At 44.2% G+C, this 19,669-nt stretch carries 19 protein-coding genes; 8 read left to right on the top strand and 11 right to left on the bottom strand.

The genetic code is table 11. The annotated features are described in order from the left end of the window. The first annotated feature begins 821 nt into the window (after window positions 1-821). A complete protein-coding gene (locus tag SIB41_RS03395) occupies window positions 822-1,874 on the top strand; it encodes a chlorophyll a/b binding light-harvesting protein (protein ID WP_011130418.1) in 1,053 nt (350 codons plus the stop codon). 503 nt (window positions 1,875-2,377) lie between these two features. Here the strand turns inward: SIB41_RS03395 and SIB41_RS03400 are convergent. Then, window positions 2,378-2,656, bottom strand: coding sequence for a glyceraldehyde-3-phosphate dehydrogenase (locus SIB41_RS03400; protein WP_413360448.1), 279 nt, complete (start codon window positions 2,654-2,656; stop codon window positions 2,378-2,380). A 1,193-nt stretch (window positions 2,657-3,849) separates the two neighbouring features. Here SIB41_RS03400 and SIB41_RS03405 point away from each other — a divergent pair. Next, on the top strand, window positions 3,850-5,112 hold the full coding sequence (locus SIB41_RS03405) for an MFS transporter (RefSeq protein ID WP_413360450.1): 1,263 nt from the start codon (window positions 3,850-3,852) through the stop codon (window positions 5,110-5,112). Between the two features lie 751 nt (window positions 5,113-5,863). On the opposite strand, the gene SIB41_RS03410 is transcribed toward SIB41_RS03405, so the two are convergent. After that, the gene (locus tag SIB41_RS03410; protein ID WP_413360452.1) at window positions 5,864-6,466 is read right to left on the bottom strand and encodes a hypothetical protein; all 603 of its coding nucleotides are present in this window, start codon (window positions 6,464-6,466) and stop codon (window positions 5,864-5,866) included. Between the two features lie 457 nt (window positions 6,467-6,923). Between SIB41_RS03410 and SIB41_RS03415 the strand changes: the two genes are divergently transcribed. After that, window positions 6,924-7,166 (top strand): hypothetical protein, encoded by a 243-nt coding sequence (locus SIB41_RS03415; RefSeq protein ID WP_413360454.1) that lies wholly within the window; start codon window positions 6,924-6,926, stop codon window positions 7,164-7,166. A gap of 182 nt (window positions 7,167-7,348) precedes the next feature. On the opposite strand, the gene SIB41_RS03420 is transcribed toward SIB41_RS03415, so the two are convergent. The 4 genes from SIB41_RS03420 to SIB41_RS03435 form a co-directional block, all read right to left on the bottom strand. Then, a complete protein-coding gene (locus tag SIB41_RS03420; protein ID WP_413360456.1) occupies window positions 7,349-7,588 on the bottom strand; it encodes a hypothetical protein in 240 nt (79 codons plus the stop codon). Window positions 7,589-7,761: 173 nt separating this feature from the next. Further along, complete coding sequence (locus SIB41_RS03425; protein ID WP_413360459.1) at window positions 7,762-8,265, bottom strand: Sema domain-containing protein; 504 nt, start codon at window positions 8,263-8,265, stop codon at window positions 7,762-7,764. Between the two features lie 1,022 nt (window positions 8,266-9,287). Continuing rightward, window positions 9,288-9,521, bottom strand: a complete 234-nt coding sequence (locus SIB41_RS03430; RefSeq protein WP_063403176.1) for a hypothetical protein — start codon at window positions 9,519-9,521, stop codon at window positions 9,288-9,290. A gap of 435 nt (window positions 9,522-9,956) precedes the next feature. After that, the gene (locus tag SIB41_RS03435) at window positions 9,957-10,364 is read right to left on the bottom strand and encodes an OsmC family protein (RefSeq protein WP_413360461.1); all 408 of its coding nucleotides are present in this window, start codon (window positions 10,362-10,364) and stop codon (window positions 9,957-9,959) included. A 251-nt stretch (window positions 10,365-10,615) separates the two neighbouring features. Between SIB41_RS03435 and SIB41_RS03440 the strand changes: the two genes are divergently transcribed. After that, window positions 10,616-10,954: a DUF3288 family protein gene (locus tag SIB41_RS03440; protein WP_041384454.1), complete on the top strand. Its 339-nt coding sequence runs from the start codon at window positions 10,616-10,618 to the stop codon at window positions 10,952-10,954. A gap of 51 nt (window positions 10,955-11,005) precedes the next feature. Next, window positions 11,006-11,281, top strand: coding sequence for an Ets-domain-containing protein (locus tag SIB41_RS03445; protein ID WP_413360463.1), 276 nt, complete (start codon window positions 11,006-11,008; stop codon window positions 11,279-11,281). A 525-nt stretch (window positions 11,282-11,806) separates the two neighbouring features. Here SIB41_RS03445 and SIB41_RS03450 read toward each other — a convergent pair. After that, entirely contained in the window at window positions 11,807-12,100 is a 294-nt protein-coding gene (locus SIB41_RS03450; RefSeq protein WP_413360465.1) for a hypothetical protein, read from the bottom strand. Window positions 12,101-12,239: 139 nt separating this feature from the next. Here SIB41_RS03450 and SIB41_RS03455 point away from each other — a divergent pair, with 139 nt between their 5' ends. Beyond that, the gene (locus SIB41_RS03455) at window positions 12,240-12,437 is read left to right on the top strand and encodes a hypothetical protein (protein ID WP_413360467.1); all 198 of its coding nucleotides are present in this window, start codon (window positions 12,240-12,242) and stop codon (window positions 12,435-12,437) included. A gap of 1,408 nt (window positions 12,438-13,845) precedes the next feature. On the opposite strand, the gene SIB41_RS03460 is transcribed toward SIB41_RS03455, so the two are convergent. Next, window positions 13,846-14,253, bottom strand: coding sequence for a DUF1499 domain-containing protein (locus SIB41_RS03460; protein WP_413360470.1), 408 nt, complete (start codon window positions 14,251-14,253; stop codon window positions 13,846-13,848). A gap of 119 nt (window positions 14,254-14,372) precedes the next feature. Between SIB41_RS03460 and SIB41_RS03465 the strand changes: the two genes are divergently transcribed. Next, complete coding sequence (locus SIB41_RS03465; RefSeq protein WP_413360472.1) at window positions 14,373-14,690, top strand: Ets-domain-containing protein; 318 nt, start codon at window positions 14,373-14,375, stop codon at window positions 14,688-14,690. 72 nt (window positions 14,691-14,762) lie between these two features. Here the strand turns inward: SIB41_RS03465 and SIB41_RS03470 are convergent, their stop codons facing one another. From SIB41_RS03470 to SIB41_RS03480, 3 genes are all read right to left on the bottom strand, one after another. Continuing rightward, the gene (locus SIB41_RS03470) at window positions 14,763-15,233 is read right to left on the bottom strand and encodes a DUF427 domain-containing protein (RefSeq protein ID WP_413361361.1); all 471 of its coding nucleotides are present in this window, start codon (window positions 15,231-15,233) and stop codon (window positions 14,763-14,765) included. Between the two features lie 170 nt (window positions 15,234-15,403). Next, window positions 15,404-16,144 (bottom strand): dienelactone hydrolase family protein, encoded by a 741-nt coding sequence (locus SIB41_RS03475; protein WP_413360474.1) that lies wholly within the window; start codon window positions 16,142-16,144, stop codon window positions 15,404-15,406. A gap of 903 nt (window positions 16,145-17,047) precedes the next feature. Next, the gene (locus tag SIB41_RS03480; protein WP_413360476.1) at window positions 17,048-17,569 is read right to left on the bottom strand and encodes a MarC family protein; all 522 of its coding nucleotides are present in this window, start codon (window positions 17,567-17,569) and stop codon (window positions 17,048-17,050) included. Between the two features lie 342 nt (window positions 17,570-17,911). Here SIB41_RS03480 and SIB41_RS03485 point away from each other — a divergent pair, with 342 nt between their 5' ends. Beyond that, complete coding sequence (locus tag SIB41_RS03485) at window positions 17,912-19,126, top strand: pyridoxal phosphate-dependent aminotransferase (RefSeq protein ID WP_413360479.1); 1,215 nt, start codon at window positions 17,912-17,914, stop codon at window positions 19,124-19,126. Window positions 19,127-19,669 lie beyond the last annotated feature (543 nt).

The following is a 19,669-nucleotide window of genomic DNA, read 5'->3' on the forward strand; positions in this document are numbered from 1 at the left end:
CTTTTTCATTTCATTGCCTAGTGAAAGCCCATGATTGGACTAGGAACTAATATTAGTTTTCTAATCATGTTTATTGACTTGATTCTTTTTATAAGAAACATCCAAGCAAAGGAACTGAATGGATCCCTTTGGCGATCCAAGAGATTTACCCCTTCACAAGTATGCAGAAAACCTCGTAACTTGAGTATTTTTACTAGATAAGTCATTATGACAGGGCTAATATTAGCTTGATCTAAGCTGATGAGTTGATAAATTGTTTTTACATTGATTTAGCCAAAGATCCACCTTCAGCTATGTGAGGCTCATTAGCTTGGCTGTTTTCAACAGATTATTGAAGTGCCACTAGTGGATTTTCTCGGAATCAGATCAGATGCTTCTTTATAGCGTTGTTAAGACACGCATAGAAACTGAACGATGACAAAAGCTGATTCTCAAGAGATTGGGGAATCGATTTCCAGCGAGGGTTTGGTACCTCTCCTCTGGAAACGGTTGAACTGAAATCTCTAGCAAAAAACGCACCTTATTTTCTGGACCTGGAAGGCCTATGTCTTCAAGACTTGATCTTGCCTGAACCATGGCAGGCCTTATGAGTGGATTGCGAGGGATCCGCCCTTTAGCAAGAATCACCTCTAAAAGTCAGCAGAGTGTGCCAGTAAGCTGACCGACAGTGAGCAATTATACCTAAAAAATCGATTTTTTTAGCATAAATGCCTAGGTAATTAGCACTAATTTGCCGCTCAAGTGGAGTCTTGTTACAGGTTCTAGGTGAATCCCTTAGTAAAGGTTCATAATGCTGCTGGCGTTTCTCTTGCTCCGTTCTCGTGCAAACTTATGGAAATCCTAACCCCACCTATGGGTGGTGGGCAGGAAATGCAGGAACTACAAATCGATCAGGAAAATTCCTGGCAGCGCATATTGCCCACACAGGTTTGATGGCCTTCTGGGCAGGATCGTTCACCTTATTTGAACTTTCCCGTTATGACCCCTCAGTACCCATGGGGCATCAGCCTCTGGTTGCCCTCCCTCATCTGGCAACTCTTGGAATAGGCGTCGGTGATGGTGGTGTCATAACTGATACTTACCCAATTGTTGTGACGGCAGTCCTGCACCTGGTTCTATCCATGGTTTATGCAGCTGGCGGACTTATGCACTCCCTCCTATTCAATGGAGACATTGGCGAAATGGGAGTTAAGTGGGCTAGAAAGTTTGACTTTAAGTGGGATGATCCAGACAAGTTGACCTTTATTCTTGGTCATCACCTATTCCTATTAGGCCTTGGCAACGTTCAATTTGTTGAATGGGCTAAGTATTACGGCCTGTATGACAATGCAGAAGGGGTAGTACGAACTGTAGTACCAAACCTGAACATTGGCATGGTATGGAATGCTCAGTTTAATTTCCTAGCTATTAATAGCCTTGAAGATGTAATGGGCGGCCATGCCTTCCTCGCATTGTTCATGATGTCTGGTGGCCTTTGGCACATTGTTACCAAGCAAGCTGGTGAGTACACCACATTTAAAGGCAAAGGAATCCTTAGTGCTGAAGCTCAGCTCTCATGGGCCCTTGCAGGTGTAGGTTGGATGGCTTTAGTTGCTGCCTTCTGGTGTGCTTCTAACACAACCATTTATCCAGATACATTCTTCGGTGAAGTTCTAGATCTCAAATTCAGTATCTCCCCTTATTGGGTTGACACTGCAAATCTTCCTGAAGGAACCTACACATCACGTGCTTGGTTGACCAACATTCACTACTACTTGGGATTCTTCTATATCCAAGGTCATCTGTGGCATGCCCTCAGAGCTCTCGGATTTGATTTCAAGAGAGTTTCCAATGCTATCGGCAATGCCGACAGCGCAACAATTACTCTGAACTGATAGTTCTCCAGTAATTCAATTAAGCCCTGCACTCACGTGCAGGGCTTTTTTTTTGCTTAGGAATAGTCTGATTTGTCCATTAATTGAATATTCCCTTTTACGTTTTTACAGATTTTTCTAAGCTGAATCCTGCTATCTATGAAGTTCAGGGCTAAACGGGACTCAAACAAATACTTGGGATGGTTTTGCTGGTCCTGATTTTATGAATGTATAACTCTCAAGCTAAACAGAACACATCTAAAAATCTCATCATTTTAAAAAGCCTCCAGTCTTATTTCTCACGAATAGGGTTGGACTATTTTGGTTTTGTAGATTATGCCATTTTTGGTTATGGCTTAAACCCACTAACCCATCTGACTCCTTCTTCTTGGTGGGGGCGTAGCTTTTGTGGATAGATAGATTGATTTTTTTTGCAAAAGAAAAACCCTGCACATAAGTGCAGGGTTTAATTGAACCTATTTGAATTTTAAATTCATTAGGACTTATCGTGGATTCTCTTGTTATCAGGCACCACTGAAATTTAACAGCCAGCCTAGCCCTAGGCATTTCCATTCTGCCGGGCAACTTGCAACGGATCCAATGCCATTGGGATCAGCATTTACGCCAAAGAACCAAAGGACCATTACAAATAAAGCAGGCCCACCAAGTAAAAGTGCATGAATGGCACTAACTTGTTGATCCTCTACACCACGCCACCAAATAATAGGTGGAGCCAGCCACCGCTGCATCCACTTAGGAGCACCGTCGAGTGGGTCAATTGGATCACCTACATTTCGTCCCATAATTCCAGGGGTGAGCGAAGACCTCATAGTTCTAGCATTTCTTGGGCGAATTAGAATTATCTGATTGCAAAGTTGAAGTTACTCTTCATTGCTTGTGATGCCCCATCTGTAGGTCTAAATTTATCAGAATATCTTGATACCAGATTGGTGATGGGCTGTTTACAAGCAATGCCTTTGTATGCGCTGTTTAAATGATCTGGATTGTTTTTTCATCGCAGCACTGTTTGGTGATTTTTTATCGAAGGGTCCTTGCAGCACGAATTGGCTTTTCGGGCTGGCCTTGACCTTGAGTTTTTTGGCGCACCCATAAGGCTTCTTGCCTTGCGACTTACAACGAATCCATTATGTGCAGCTCGCCTAATGCCCTAAGCGATAACGATCGTATAAGGCTTATTAAACCAAGCAGATTTGAAAACATGGTAGAAATGGTGCTTAAGGCTGGGCTTTATAGTGTATAATTAACCGGCTTTGCATTCTAATTCAAATGATTCCTTCAGCTGCAATCCTTGGAGTCCTTGGCATTCTTGGTTTTGCTTTCTTCTTCTGGCTGGCCGTTAACGATCCAGCAGACGCCTGAAAATAAATTACTTAATTGGGCAGAGTCTTTCTCTGCCCAATTTCTTTTTGATTCTTGTATGGTTTCTTGGAACTCATGCATAGAAAACCATTGCCAAATTCATTTTCAAAAGCTGGTAAAATTTGATTCTCTCCTGATGTGTAAAAAGCTCTTGGCTTGACTTCATCTTGAGAAAACAGAACTGCTATGAAAGCTAGAGATACTAGAATCTCACGCAGTTACACGAATCAAAATTATCTCAATATAGCAAGGCACACCTTTAATAGCTTAGTGTGTGCAAATCACTCTATTTCCTTGTTTGTATAACCGGAAATGATACCGGTTTGGCAACTTTTTTGATCAATCTTAGACCTTTGCCTATAAAGAACTTTGCCTTTCATTCATGAATGAATTGTGATTTGAACACAGAATTCAGATCAGATAGCATTTGCGGATGTGTTTAAGTAAGATATGAAGAGTACATCAATGAATTCTCTTTTTTGTCGACATACAAGAAACGCTTTTGCCTTTTCTTAAGTCTTAATCACACCATTTATGTTTGAGCCTTAGATCAGAATTTCTTGCTTAATCATGAGAGGAGACTCACCTGAAAAGACCATTCTTTTAGTTATTTGGCATGATCGTAAAAGCCCAAGAAACATCTAACATGCGTGTGATACTAGCGGGCCTCGTTGGTAACGTGATCGAGTGGTATGACTTTGCTTTGTATGGATACTTTGCCAACGTTATTGGACAACAGTTCTTTCCCTCAAGTAATCCTTCTGTTTCTCTAATTGCTGCTTTCGGAGCGTTTGCCGTCGGCTTTCTAGTTCGGCCCTTTGGAGGACTTTTGTTCGGACGTATCGCTGATTTGCTGGGACGAAAACAGGCTCTTATCCTTACCTTGATGGCTATGGCTATTCCAACAGTGCTAATGGCCTGTATGCCCAACTACAGCAGGATTGGCATAGCTGCCCCGATCATAGTTGTTTTGTTGCGTATCATCCAAGGATTATCAGTCGGCGGCGAGTACACAACATCGATTGTCTATCTCGTTGAGAATGCCCCTCATCAACGACGAGGCTTCTTTGCTATTTGGGGGCTATGGGGTGCAGTATTGGGAATTCTGTTGGCTTCAGCAGTCGCCAGTTTTCTTGCGAATATTCTTGATCATCAACAGCTAGATATCTGGGGCTGGAGAGTGCCTTTTGCTCTTGGTTCTCTTGTCGCATTAATAGGACTTTTAATTCGTCGTGGCCTTGTTAGCGATGTATCTACTGAAGTATCCAGAGACCCAGTACAACAGGTTTTTGGAAAATACCGTATGCAGGTATTACGCTTGTTCTTGCTTAATATTGGTGGTGGTGTTGGCTTCTATGCAGCTTTTGTGTATGTTGTGAGTTATATAAAAGAAATAGATATGGTGTCTGAACGCATAGCTTTGAATATAAATACAGTTTCTATGGCAATACTTTTACTACTTTATCCATTAACAGCTTGGCTTTCAGACCGTATTGGACGCAAGCCCTTGTTGCTCGCTGGGGGTGGCATGTTGATGTTTGGCTCGATTCCACTGTTTGAATTGATTCACACCACTGATCCTTCTCTAATTTTCGCAGGGCAGCTTGGATTTGTGATTGCACTCGCAACTCTTTCGGGAGGATTAAATGTCGCGAATGTGGAGCTAATGCCTAAGGTGGTTCGCTGTACCGGCCTGGCCTTTGCCTACAACACTTCTATGGGAATTTTTGGTGGTACAACACCATTAATAGCGACCTGGTTAATTCAGGGAAGTGGAAATCCAATTAGCCCTGCTTACTGGGTAGCGGGCAGTGCTTCGATCACTTTATTAACAAGTATCTTTTGGGTTAGAGAGACGAGACTTTCATGCCTGTCTTGAAAATAGAAAAAACAAATCAAGCACCGCTATTCCCCAATCAAGGTTATTTACTCGCCCATCATTAACCTGGGGAGATACCCTCAAATTGTTTGGTTTGTGTTCTATTGCTGACAGAATAAGCGGAGGGAGGGCTGGCCTCAAGCGCAATTTGTTGCATTATAAGTATTAGACCACACAGGCAGGATTCGTTTAATATCCTCTGAGGTAAGGAACCAGCCATTCGTTTGCGCCATGGATTTGTCAACAGTACTTCTATGGGCTTCTTTACCATTTGCACTGATAACGCTTTATTTTGGAACTAGAAATGGATATTACGACAGTGATTTGTATGAGGGAGATGGATGCGCACATGACGTGCAGAGATGATACTCTTTTCATTGCTAGCTTTTATTAATATTGAGATGCTCTGACTCTTCCTCGTTTGACTTGTGTCTAATTCATAGAAATTTTTGAATTGTAGAAATAAATACTGAGATTCAAATCAATTAAATTATAGTTTCCCTCTTTATATACACATCGGCTGTACTTCTAATGTAGATATGATAATTAAGCTTTTTAGCGAAATTGATTCAAGACGAGAACTTGGATTTATGATTTTTTATAAACTATTGCTGGACTAGACTTTCTTTGTCATGAGTCTTGATTTGGGTTCAGCGTATTACTTTTCTTAATCAGTCTGTAAATAGTTTATTGTAGCTTTAGCTGTTCTATTCAGGAATGCTTATTTTTGTAGGGTTAGTTGATTTCACATTTATTCGTGGCCACCATTACAACTCATCACTTTTATCGGAAGATCAGCTTTATTCATTCCATCATTATTTGAAGTCGATTCAATACATTCATTCTGTGACTTAGCCCAACGTGCAATCGGCTCAAGCCCTTCAGCAATCGGCTCAAGCCTAGAGACACCAACGACTAGGGCGATCGTGCTGATTGCTGCCATCAATGTGTAGGCGAGATCTTTGGCAATTTCTAGTTTGTTAACTTTACGACGTTCTGGCTGTGTGATTTTTGGGGAGGCCTCAATTGCCTTCCAATTAAAACGCGTTTGCGAGGTAGTGATTAGATCTGAGTTGAGTTTTGTTTGCGAGTTAGCTCTTGGCTTTGTGTCATGAGTCGATCGAGAGGTAAGGGTTGGATATGAAGAAGCAGGAATTGCTTGCATTTGAGGGATCTGATCATTGTTGCTAGTCGTTGATTTAGAAGCTTTTGATCGTGGCCTCCATCCTGCAATGGTGATCAAAAGCGAGACAGCCGCTACAAATAACGAGCGCAGGCTTTTCAAAGCATCACGGAGCTCCATCGACAGGCGTCCTCTGTCTTCAAAAAAGTCCGGGGTTGTTTCTTTGGTCATGCCTCCTTTTAGCTTATTTCATCCTTTGTGAGAAGTCGCTTTGAACGTCGATTTGTCTCTTCAGGAGAAAAGCCTGTATTTCTTCAATTGTAAGACATCACTAGCGAAGTCAGTTCATTGCCACTCAGCTTTTTTGTCAAGATAGAAAACCCTTTTGATCTTGCTTCACCGAGGCACATTGCTTATTGACGTTTATTCTAGTCTGTTTAATTGGTGCAGGTCTAGTCAGGTTGAGATGGTTGATCTGCAGGACCGTCGCTAATCTGACTCTCTCAATGAAGACTTATATGCTCATGATAGTAGCAATTCCTACTTCGTTTAGATCATTGCCAATGATTTGACAACCTCATAATTGTCTTGTATCTGATGTGCTAACAACTGTCTAATCTTTAAGCCGTTAGGGCCTAATTTATATGATGGCAACCTTTTGGATAAACGACTGAAAATCGTCAAACTCATGACATCTGCCTTTGCAACAACATTTGTTTTCATTGGATTGCCGATGTCCGCAGTCGGAAAATATCATCACCATGACCATTATGTATGTGCTATCGGTTACCACTATGTTGGCGATGGTGTTTGTCGGCGCAACGGGCTTTGGTATCAGGGAAGACGCCATGAGCGTGGTTTGGAATACCGCCCTGAACCCAGAGGAACTGTTGAGTTGTTTGATGGAGCTCTAAAAATTAAATTTCAATAGTTAGCTCTTAAGAAAGGTTAGTGCCTTTCACTATTAGTCCTTATCCATTCTTACATCTGTGTAAATAACTATCAAGTGCTAGCTCATCATGTCTAGAGTTCCTTTGAAGATCATTGATGAGCTAGAGTCTATAATGTTAAGCTTTTAGTAAAACCTGAACACTCCAAATCTCAACGCTCTTGTTAATAGCGGAAGCGTTTAATTACTTTTGCTGGCTCATGGTTAGAACCCTCTTGATAGAGGATCCATTGGTTCGTTTCTAGATCATGATCACAGCCAAATTCAAGGCTTTCCTTATAGGATTCCCATTTTATGAAGTGGCAGGCTTGGTCTGCTTCAAAGGCTGAACGGTAACTAGTAAAAAATAAAAAAATCATCACGCCAGCGGCGAGAACAATAATGGTAATGAAGCCGACTTTCATTTTTGCTCTGATCTGTGTCTTGAGTACATGGATGATATTGGCACAGATGATGGAATATTGGCTGAGATGAAGTCAGTTCTTGATTTTAATCCAATGAACGGCACCTTCTTAAATCAAAGGATAAATCTGATGTTTGACACTTGCCGCATAAAGTTTGTTTATTCGTTACATCTTTATAACCTCTTCCTTTGGAATAAGAACAATACCAACAACAGTGTTCCCCAGATTGGTAATAGATAAATAGCGGTAAAAACCCCCATTACGAAAATCGTAGAGGCAACAATTATGGCGGCTCCGATTCCAGCCCAAAGTAACCAGCGACGCAGTCTTTTCGGCCATACTTGCCCGGTGAGTCGATCTAGTTGATTCTGTAGCTCCCTACGTTCTTGAGTCATCTCCTGCAGACGGCTCTGATGCCAGGAAACTGAGTTTCGAGCTGATGATTCTACGACCTTTTGCTGTATACCTCCCAAAAAATCTGAGGATCCAGAAAACATTGAGCGCACACTAACCGCTTGAGCTTGAATGAGTGCACGGCTGGTTTCGCCGATTGCTCGATCGAGCCTCTCTAGTCGAGCCTGCAAAGACTGCACAGGGTCAGCATTGCGCGAGAGGTCGATCCTTTGCAGGGCGACGACTTTGTTGGGTCTGCTAAAAATCCCTTGAATGAGGCGCAAATGGTTGGTTCCGGACCCTTACATTATGGGTGTGCTCGTCAACACGCTCTATCGCTAGGCCTCTATGGGCCTCCACTGGTTGGGAGCTTTAGCCATGGATGTGTTGAGTCTGCCTGAGTCTGCTTGAAACGCAGGTTTTTTAGAATCCGTCCAGCCGCGCTAAAACACCGTTGGTAGTGCCTGGGGGAGTGTAAACACTCCAGCGCATCCACTCATGACGTTCGTTTTGCTGTTGACTAAAACGGAATTAGAGCCAAGGACAGGGTGATGGATGGAGAGGTCGGTCCTAAAAGGCTTTAGGGGCCTACTTTGTGGGCCCCCGCTAACAACGGTTGGAGTCAAGCAATGGCAAGCCAAAGCTCAGATAGCAAACAAAAATCCAGACAATCAGTTTCTTATTCAACAAACGATGCCCTTAGAGCTGACTGCCGTGAGATTCGTCGCCTGGATTTGAAACAAAGCTTGGGGTATTGCTCTATTGACGTGAATGTATGGAGCGTGAATTAGAAGCAATTAAGGCAGCCTTGAGCACATTGGAAGCTCAGATGCAGAGAAATGTCGTCTATGAGCAGCTCTCTATCTGTCATAAATCCTCTCCTTAATTACCATTGATTTGTTGTTATTATTAATTTAGATATCATAAGACGTTCTAGAAATTTTCAGCTGTGATTCGTATTTCTTCTGCTTTCCTTTGGAGGGTTCTGCGCAAGATGGCAAGAGTTAATCTGATCGGAGCTGAGTAAATAAGCCTTTCCTCATCGTCCTTCCTGTACAGGTTCATGCTTTTGAGGGCATGCCTAACGACGACACCTTTTAGAATTTATCATTCATTTGATCGGTGACCTTCTTCAGGCGCTTTCATATACTTCTTTGCGATCAACTCTGTAAGAAATATTCTCTTGTTATTGTGCTAATGCAATGATGCCAAGGGTAAGTTGTTCCTTTTTATTATTTTTTTAGATAAATAGCTGAAGTCGTTTTCTCTACAGCTTCTTTCCCAAATTTGTCCTTTGAAAACTGGGTTAGGGCCATTCGTCGAAGTAGTCCTGATCTGCTAGGGAGCTCTGTTGATCGTTTTGAATTTTGCCCTCTGCTCGATCAATTGAGCTCAATGATTTCTCAACATAGGTTCTTACGTAAGCAGCTCGCTTCTGTTGGTAATGCATGTGACGAAGGGTACGAGTTAACTCATGACGTCGAACGCGTCGCCACTGATGCATGAATCGTTCGAGAATTGTTGGACGGCGACGGCTCATCGATCTAGTCGCTTCCTAACCCAGATTGTATTCAGTTTTCTTGGTGCAGTGAAGAATGCTGCAAGATCATTTGCTGATGGTTGCAGATGGCTAATCAAAGGCCAGGCATTGCTCGTCATTGATGATGCATCCTGTGGTGCTCTCGCGATCACAAGGGTGTTGAGCAGAGTGGGCTTGCGCCGCTCTCCTATGACGAGGTTGTGATCTGTTTGCTGGTGATGTAGGCAGTCCTGCTCAAGTTCACGGTCATCAGGAGGTGAAGCGGCTCAACTCGAGGCTTCACAACATCAGTAAGGTTTGAAGCCTGCAGGTATGCGTTGAAGAAGGTCACTTGGGGCCTTTCACGGAAGATAGGTATGGGAGTGAAGTGAAGTCGTATCAGTGGACCCCTGCTTAGAACTGCTTTAGGCAGGCTTGTCGTACGAGGGAAGTCAATCAGCTCCAGCTGAACTCCATAGCGATCCCTTCTTCGAGGCTACGTTTTACTGGGCAGGTATCAACCACCCTTTGAAGCAGCTTGACCTGTTCATCGCTCAGTTCAGGCGGCATGCTAATTCGAAGTTTCAGGGCTTTGATACTGCGCTGGCCTTCACTGGTCATGATCTTCTCAACCTCAACTGCTGCACCCTCGATTCTCCAGCCCTTGCGACGGGCAGTGATGCCCATCACGGTGAGCACGCAGGTGCCAAGAGCTGTTGCAACTAGGTCTGTAGGTGAGAAGGCCTCGCCCTTGCCTTCGTGATCGATGGGGGCATCGGTGCTAAGACGATCCCCAGAAGGGGTATGTAGGGCTTCACAGCGCAGATTGCCCTTGTAGCAACACGAGATTGTGGTCATCGTCATTCAGCTCTGAACTGATTATTCTGCGATTGGATGTCTTTGAGAACCTCCTCGAATAAAAAATCAAAGGCCCCAGTAGCCTGCAACGATTAATTAAACTCTTGATCACATCAAGGTTGATTTGATCTGATCATCTTGGATTCAACCTCAAGTAAGCCCAATTGCTATGGCGCTCATTGTTTAAGGCCTACTAACTAGAGATGGATCAATACAAATCAGGCTTTTGTATCGGCCCATTCAAATATCCTGTTGTTATGGAAAAGAAAAAACAAGAGGAGACTTCACCTCCAGATCAAAACCACCCCCTCTATGCGAGTGATCGTGATCGAGTTGATGCTCTCTTAGGGCATAAGGGGCATCCCAACGAAGACCAGCTCACCACGGCAGCGATGCTTCTCAACCGTTACGACGGCTTCCAAGGTGCGATGGACTTGCAGGAAGATCTGACAAAGGTGGTTAAGAGTTGGGGTTTTGATCGTGAAGCCCTTAATGCCAAGACCAGAGCGATCTGGTCCAGTGGTTGGCGACCAGGCACTGCCACTTCTGGCGATGACGTTGGCTCAGGAGCCGACGTCGTTGACAAGGAGACCTGATTGGTACTGCCGCTCAAGGTTGATACTGCTATTGATGTTCCCCTTGCATCGATGAGCGCTGCTTACCAGGAAGGCAGGAGAATGAGCCCATGCGAAATGGTTAGATCCCATGCTTTTCCCGTCTTGGCTGCTTTAAGTACTATCAGCCTCATCGTGATCGCCTGGTCGCTTATCCCAATTTCTAGACAGGCAGCCCGTTGGAACGGATGTTTTGAGGAATCCTTACGCTGGCAACGTAGGGACTTCCCAAAGGAGTCCAAAACGATTTCGAAGTTGTGGGCGACTCGCTACTGCAATGGTGGCTCTCTACCAATGCCAAAGAAGTAAACGAAGCCTCACCGTTTTTGCGTAAGTTGCAAGAATTGATTGTGCCTGATAAGCCGTTTGAGCATCCTATTTAGATGGAAAGTCGATGAGTAGTTCCAAGAGAAAACAGATGCCTTGACAGATATCAGATTTTAAGTCTTTAGAAAGGATGCGAACGCCTACTGAATTAATCCAAGGCACAACTTCTTTCACAGATTCAGAAAAGCCTTTAAAGTTAGTAAAGGCTCTCTGTTGATAAGCAAGTACAAATTAGTCATGAAGAGAACCTTTAGGCCTCTGCTTAGATAAAAATTCAAAGAGTTACTTTGAGTGTCTGTGTTATCGGCTTAAGATCATTTTCTCTGTATTTAGCATAACAAAAAACATGTATGAGTCAGTTGTGGTTTTGATTTTATTTGATCAGCCTCTCTATGAGCTTCATCCATTATTGCATGAAGCTCATAGAGTATGATTTTGTTGAGGTAAACTTTTAAGTGGATACTTGATTGCGATTGTTGTGGCTTTAGTTGGCTTTAATATTACCCTCTAGCCAGCCGCAATCATTGAAGATAAAAATTCCGGGATTGGCAGCTTAGTCATGAGTGAAGAAAGAAGATTCATATTGAACTTGTGGACGGCTGGAATGGTGCGATCCAGAATAAAAATTGCTAGGTATGGAATGTTCATCGCGATTTGCCAACGCCATTTGAAGGTCAGGATCCCCCAGGCCTTTTTGGCGTAAGCCTTTTGAGGATCAGTTAGGCGCTCCCATCTCTGATTGCCAAAAGCGGTGATACGTTCCTTGAGAGAGGCTTGAGACAGTGAACCTGTTGACTGCATTTTATGTCTTGAGATGGAGGCCTTTATAGCACATAGGGGTTTTTACCCATGCCTGATGGGTCTTGGTTGCCGATTCGCGGCGATGTTGTTCAGGCAGATACATAGCTAGAATGAATGACTGATTCAATTAAGCTTGCTTGTGCCTGATCTTTCCAATGGCTTAGATCCCTTCTCTCCTTGGGGAATCGCACTTTTAACTTTTGGGGTGGTTTTTACCTTTTGTATTCCCTTCTTTTTGATTAAAAGTGATGATTTTAACCCAGACAAAGATAGCAAAGCCTATCAGGATGAGATGAGAGCAAAAAAAATAGCTAGTCTCTATCCGAAAAAACCTTAGCCTGAGAAATACCCTAATAGCTATCAACCAATTCTACTTTGCACCAGCATTGATAGTGCTGACTTACGTATGCTTTACCATAAGAGTCTTGTCAATAGTTATGGATTTTTTATTGTCTAGTTTTTCTGTTGGCTAGACTTGCTGATTAATTGATAAGCCAAATTGCTTTAGATTTTTCCATGAAGTTATTGTTTTTGGCGCAAGAAATTTGGATCTGATAAATGCGTAGATATCAATAAGCTGGCATTTTTTGGTCTTCCAGTTAGTGATAGGTGTTGCTGTTAGAGAGTTTTCAGATGATAGAAATTAGTGCAGTATTGATGGCATTGCTATCTATAGGGATTTGATCTCTTCACGCGCCTTGCATCGATCAAGGAACTTATTCCAAGATTTTGGCCACCTCCAGCGAACGATTAGAGCCAAATAGAAGAGGTAGGCCATCCCCTCCACGGGATGCTTGATAATCGATAAGAGAGATAGTGCCTGTTCGACTGGTGAGGCCATGGCTGAGGGAGTTCGATACCCATAATTAGACAGGAAACTCTTGGTTGTGTCTGAACTGTTTCTAACCGTCGTAGCTTTTGGTGGTTTTGAGTTGCGGTGCCCATAGGCTCTGCTCGACTCGCCTCTTGTTGCACCCAGTGCTAACCATATGTCCTCCCATGCATTGGTTCGTCCTAGGCCGAATTTTGCTAAACAGATGATTTCCCTAGCGATCTGCCCCGGCGCTTGCTAGACGCACTGAAAGCAAAAGCTCCTTGAATAGTGTTTTGCTAGCACTTCCTCTGATTAGTTGGATGGCCTCTCTTGCTTTTCCTCAAATGCTTTGACGAGTCTCTGCTTATTTTCTTTTAAAGGCCTTCGTTCTGATTGCATCTCAAGGCTTGAGAAACAGCGTTGATGGTTTTGAGGGCTTTCTACCTGTCCAGCACCTATTTTGAGGGGGCATGCTCTTTACAGGCAAGCTTCTCCAGTTGTTCGCTTGGATCAACTGTTGAACCAGCGATCTCTGGCTAGAAGGTAGGTGTATTCATCGAGGCCTATGACTAGCATAATCAGATGCCGATACTGTGGAATTCCTTTGTCGTCGTCATACGAATGGGAGCTCGAGGCCCTGATCGCTAGTGGGAGTTGTCTGGAGTGCGTGGAGCGAATTGAGAAAGGAGACCTTATTATTCAACGACGCATCAGCACTCCTAAAGATCAGTGTGATGATTAGCGGCCAACGAGCTAATCAAGATCTTCATTCTTGATAGTGAGTTCTTCGAGGTCCCGCCCGTTTCTATCGCTTGTATTGGGTGGAGAATTGAGTCGATAGGTTTAATGAATGATTTTTATTTAGACCTGTTTTGATTGATAATAAGTCTCGACTATTCCTCTCAATATTCGTGCGGGATTGCTAGCTGCTTTAATCCTTAGTCAATCTAGAAAATAGACTGTCAACTCTTTTCTTATTCACGCCTAGATCTGAAACACCAACTCTTGAAGCTGATCGAACTTGGATAACCTTTTCGTTTGGTATTTGAAGAATCTCCAGGTCGTCTGGGAATCGAAAAACTAGGCTTCTAACAACAGCATGCCAATAATTGTTGGTTTGCTCGAGGACCTTAGTTCTTGGTAGTTGAGATGCAATGCCTAAGAGATCCTCATAGGACTTCTTCACTTCGCTGACTTCCCATTCAACTAGCACACAGTTTGTGTCAACTACGCATTCGGATAACCTTCCTTCCCCAGAGAATGCCATGGCGGGATCACTGTGAATGGTGATGAGCGTTATCAAAAGGCAAGGAATCAGACTGTATGCTAGACGTTTCATTGAAAAGCAATCATTTAATAGAAACCTACAGGTTTTAGGCTGTTGTCAGGCCGTATTTTAAGAACACAACTTTGTCTGATGTCTTGATTGGAGCAATGAGTGATAGTTGGCATCCACCGATGACCGTTCAAAAACCTCTTTCAGACAACGTCTCTGCATCGATGCAAGACCCCGACCGTAAAGACCAGAACCTCAATCCGATTGAAGGGCTTGGATCTCACTCTTATGTGATTTTGGCTACTTTATGTACTGTTAGCTTGATCGTTATTGCCTGGTCTCTTGTTCCAATCTCTAGGCAGGCAACACGCTGGAACGGATGTTTTCAGGAGTCTTTTCGTTGGGACCGCAGAACGTTCCCAACGGATCCACAGTTGGTTTCGAAGTTGTGGGCGACTCGCTACTGCAATGGTGGATCACTATCAATGCCTAGGGAGTAGTCGCTGCTGACTTTGATGCAGAGTCACCATGGTTGCACTCAGCCTCGATTTCTTTTGAGGTGCTCTCATGGATCAAATTAACTGCGGATGAGCAGGATCACCTTTGAATGGACCGACCACTTGGGATGTGATCCATCCTCCATAGAATTGTCCGGGTTGGGGTATCACTGTCTCTCCATTGACGCTGCAATGATCCATGCGTCCGGGGTATAGCGCGTACCAGCCCGTAAGGGCTCTAAATGTTGGGGTGGGATCTGGATATGACCAGATTGCACCCTCGAGACGTTTGTCTGCAATCACCAGATCCCAGTAGTTTGCGATTCCCTTCCATTCGCAGAAACTGCTGCGACGGCTGCGTATCAGTAGATCCTTCCGCATCGCCTTTGGAGGAAGATAGTAGGTGGGTGGATGGAATGTCTCCAGCACACGCAGGCAGTGATGGGTTTCGCAGATACGCGTACCGAGGGCCTCCACAATGACGTGGTCTGAGCAGGCCACAAGAGCTGGCGGACGTGGGTACTCAGCAACAATTTCAAGGCTCATTAGCTCTCCGTTGAGATAGTGACTTTGTTTAAGGGGGTGAGTGATGACATTTGAGCCTGGTTGCACATGCCAGAGATGTCGTGGACTGGGCTTTGACAAAAGGGTTAAAAACCAGGCCTTTTAAGCAGAATTGGTTCGTCGCAAGGATGACGCCAGAAGCTGCCAAATGATTAGCGTTCGAGACTCTCTAGCAGTAGGCGCCAACCTAGGGCGGAAGCTTCAGCGGCGAAGCTTTCTCTTTCTTCGCACATAAAACCATGATCGGCGCCAATGATCTCTACGTAGCGCAGTCGCTCTTCATCAGGATCCTGCATGCGTAATGCCGCTTGGATTGCTTGCCGATCTGAAGTTGGGATCAACGGATCTGCTGTACCGCACAGACATGTCAGTCGGCCTGAGACGTGCGGTAATAATTCGAGGCTTGGTGCACCACCTCCCGGGCGGGTTTTGCTTACACTGGCACCATAAAAATTGAAGGTTTCGCTCACCTCGGTCATGGTTGCAGTGATCAGAGCAGCGTGTCCGCCGAAACAGAAGCCAATCACAGTGATTTGTGGTTGATCAAGCTGTTTGTTAAGCCAGCAAATAGCTGTGTAGGTATCGGTAAGGATTTGTTCCATTGAGGTTGAGTCCTTGTGACGTCGCCCTTCGATCAGGTTGTCTTCGCTATAGCCAAGCTCTAGCTCCGGTGCGGTGCGAGAAAATAGTGGCATCGCCAGGGCTGGGATGCCTCTGGTGGCGAGGCGATCGGCCACACTGCGAACCCAGTTATTGACTCCGAAGATTTCTGGTAACACCAGGGCAACACGATTCGGCCCTTCACCGATTTCATCACGACCTTGACTCGGTTTTGACCACCAGCAGCGCAGGGGGACTGAGCCTTCTTTGATCACAATCCATTCGCTTTTCATTTGAGCAGCTGTCTCATGAGTCGTCGGTGTGAAGTCTTCTGCCAGATTTCTGCAGTATGGGGCCTTTAGCTGGCTGATCTAGGAGTTGCTTTGCCTAGATCACTGGGTAGATGTGCCAGGCTTTCTAGGAGTGGATGGTTTGCCTTGATAAGGGCTTTTGTGATCTTGTTTGGATCTCAAACAGCCTCTTCTATGACCAATTGTGCCGATGGACTCAATGGCTTGTGGAGCTCGTAGCTCTTAACACTGCCCTTGCTTGGGACGATTCGTCAACGAAGACCGGTCTCCTTGCTGGTGATGGCGAACTTTGGGCTAGTCACTACTCAGCAATCTGGTGAGATTCCAGTTCATCAAAGCTTTGCTCCATATTTGCTTTGAGGCTATTTAATGGCTTGATGGATCCTTTAGACCCTTTAAGCCAGACTGGAAGACACCTTCCATTAGCAATTCTGCTGGTTACAACAGCGTTTGGAGCGTTTTTTGGAGGCGCACTCATCACTGCATTGATCCGCGCCAGATCTGAGCTTGGCTGGTTTAAGAGGGAAGAGGAATGAACACTTTTGCTGCCACTTATGTTGGTTTTGTTTAGGCCATCGGGGCACTGGTGATCTTTGGTGTTGCTGCTTATGCAATCAAACAGATGCTGCTTAAGCTTCAACAGGCAATCGATGAGCCAGATATCCGAGTTGAGGTGACAAGACGATGAGCTTTCACAAGCTTGCTGTTTTGGTTGTCTCGATGGAGGTGCTTACTGGTTCAAGCGGCGAGCTTATGAATTTCTCATTGCCTTGATGATCATACATAGGCTCATTGTGAAATGTTTGGGAACGAGATTTCTAGGCCATCAAGTAACATCTGAACAGCAATAGATGTAAGCACTATTCCCATTACTTTTGTTAGCACTTACAAGGCTGATACACTAATCTTGGATGAAAGCATCTCGGCTGCATCAAAAATAAGATAGATTATCAAAGACAGTAGTAAAACTATTAAGCTCAATGAAATTTTGCCATCGATGGAAGAATTCACCGGGTCGGCAATTGCAATCTTCAGTGTGCCAGGGCCTGCAAGAAGGGGAATGCCGATAGGCACGATTCCTTTCCCTGAAGAACTCTTGTCCCGATCAATCGAGGCTGGGTCATGGTGCTCCTCTGGTGGTTTGGATCGGAGCATGGAAAGGCCGATCAGAATAACAATTAACCCACCAGATATTTGAAAGGCTCCTTGGCTTATGCCGAAAATTGCCAGCAAATCATTCCCGAGCCATGTAGCCAAGAGAAGTGCGATCAAGAAGGTGAAGGCACTGTTGCGTGCGATTGCCTTGTCGGTTTTTTGATCTCCATCTGTAAATGAAAGATAGATCGGCAGATTGCCAATAGGGTTAGCAACAGTAAAGATTCCAATGGCAGTGTTTAGAAGAGACATAAAGATCGGAAATAGTTGATTTTGTTGCTAACATTTACAGGTCTGATTGAACCGCAGATGTTAATTCTATGCCAGGTATTTTTGATCTGTAAGCGCCTCTATTGGCAGCAGATCGCGATCAGCAATGGGTTTGATTGCAAAAGGCTTATTAGGTAGGCTACTTATACTCGGCTGAGATTACCTCGTGCAAGACGGATTGTTTCAGGAATGATAAATGCTTTAATAACTTCATGTTGAGAAGGTGGTTCTTCTCTTTTAGTCGGTCAGTATCTTATGGATTTGGTCATTTGAGATTTCCATTCCATTCTGGTAAATAATGGACGAACCTTTAACTCGATCGACGTGAACTCTTTGTCCTCAAGCAAACACCCTCAACCTGGCACGCAGATCGATGCTGTGCTGGATCCTGTGATTCCAGAACTTAACGAGTTGGTGGCGAAGACGCCAGGGACCCTTTCGCTGGCCCAAGGCATGGTGAATTGGGCTCCACCCGTTGCCGTAAAACTGGCAATGAACAATGCTCTGTTGAATCAAGAATCAAGCCTTAATCGTTATGGCCCGGTTCGAGGTGATCCTGATCTGCTTGAGCTAATTAAGCAAAAATTGATGATCCAGAACGGTTTGGATTTGGCCGAAAGCATGGTCATGGTCACTGCAGGTAGCAACATGGCATTTCATGCCATTGCTCAGGTTCTCTGTGACCCTGGTGATGAGGTCATTCTGCCGCTGCCTTATTACTTTAATCATTTTATGGCTATTCAGTTGGCCGGTGGAGTGCCTGTGCCTGTGAATGCTGGTTTAATACCTAACCCTGAGCTCATAGAGGCTGCGATTACAAAACGCACCCGTGCCATTGTCACGATAAGCCCTAATAATCCAAGCGGAATCGTTTTCCCTCAAACCTTACTTGCTGCCATCAATGGGATCTGTGCCCAGCATGGTTTGCTGCACATCAGCGATGAAGCTTATGAGGATTTTGTGTTTGGTGATGTACCTCATTGGAGCCCTGGATCTCTTCCTGACGCAGGGAACCATACTGTTTCGCTCTATTCGTTCTCCAAGGCCTATGGCATGGCCGGATGGCGTCTTGGTTATATGTCTGTTCCTATTGGCTGGAGTAATGCTTTGGCCAAGGTTCAAGACACAGTCTTGATCTGTCCACCTCGTTTTTGCCAACGAGCAGCGATTGCCGCCTTGTTGGATGGTTCTGATTGGGTGCGGCAGAATGTCTCTCAATTGATGAGTCGATATCAGTTGCTCTTGAAGCGTTTTGCCGCTAGTAACGATCGACCCTGGCGCTTTTTACATCAACCCAATGGAGCTTTTTATTGCTTACTTGAAGTGGATTGTGGTTGCAATGGAGACACCTTGATGCGTCAGCTGGTAAGAGATTATCGAGTTGCCACGATTGGAGGTTGTAGTTTTGGTTTTAAGAACGAGAGTTGTGTACTGCGCATCAGCGTGGGGATGCTTGAAGGCGCTGAATTGATAGATGCCTTTGATCGCTTGGAGGCAGGCTTGCTTAATGCTGTTCAACAAGGAGACCGTACCACCTGAATAATAAAGTTAATTCCAATTTATTTTTTTATTTTATTGAAGATAGCAATCAGCACTTGCTGAGTAATGACTGCGTGGTGAATTTTGATCAGCTCTGCAGCATCGAGTTTTGCTGCTGAAACCTTACTCAAATCATGTAATAAGCCAATGGTCTTAAGATTATTAATGGCTGCATTTATTTCTATGAGATTCTATCCATTGCCCTAAACACTTGCATCATTTTGTAGATATGATTTAATAACTTTCTTGCCTGTTAAGCAATTCAATTTTTTAAGTAAGTCTTTGATTTGATCCGCTTATTGCTAGCCATAATGCCTCCTATGGCTTTTTACCATAATTGATTGGAAGGTAAATAGTGATCAGAATTCTTGCTCCTAACTCTATGGGAATGATTGTAGGGGCTGATTGCCTTTGTCTAGCATGCTTTTTGGCAATGTTGACTATTTTTCGTCATCACTCTTTGAGAACCAATGAAGTGATAAAGCATTCGTCTGTTGATGAGAACATCAATAATGCTGCGAGAATGCATGGATCGAATTTTAG

It is taken from the genome of Prochlorococcus sp. MIT 1201 (assembly GCF_047303415.1).
GTDB lineage: Bacteria > Cyanobacteriota > Cyanobacteriia > PCC-6307 > Cyanobiaceae > Prochlorococcus > Prochlorococcus marinus_D.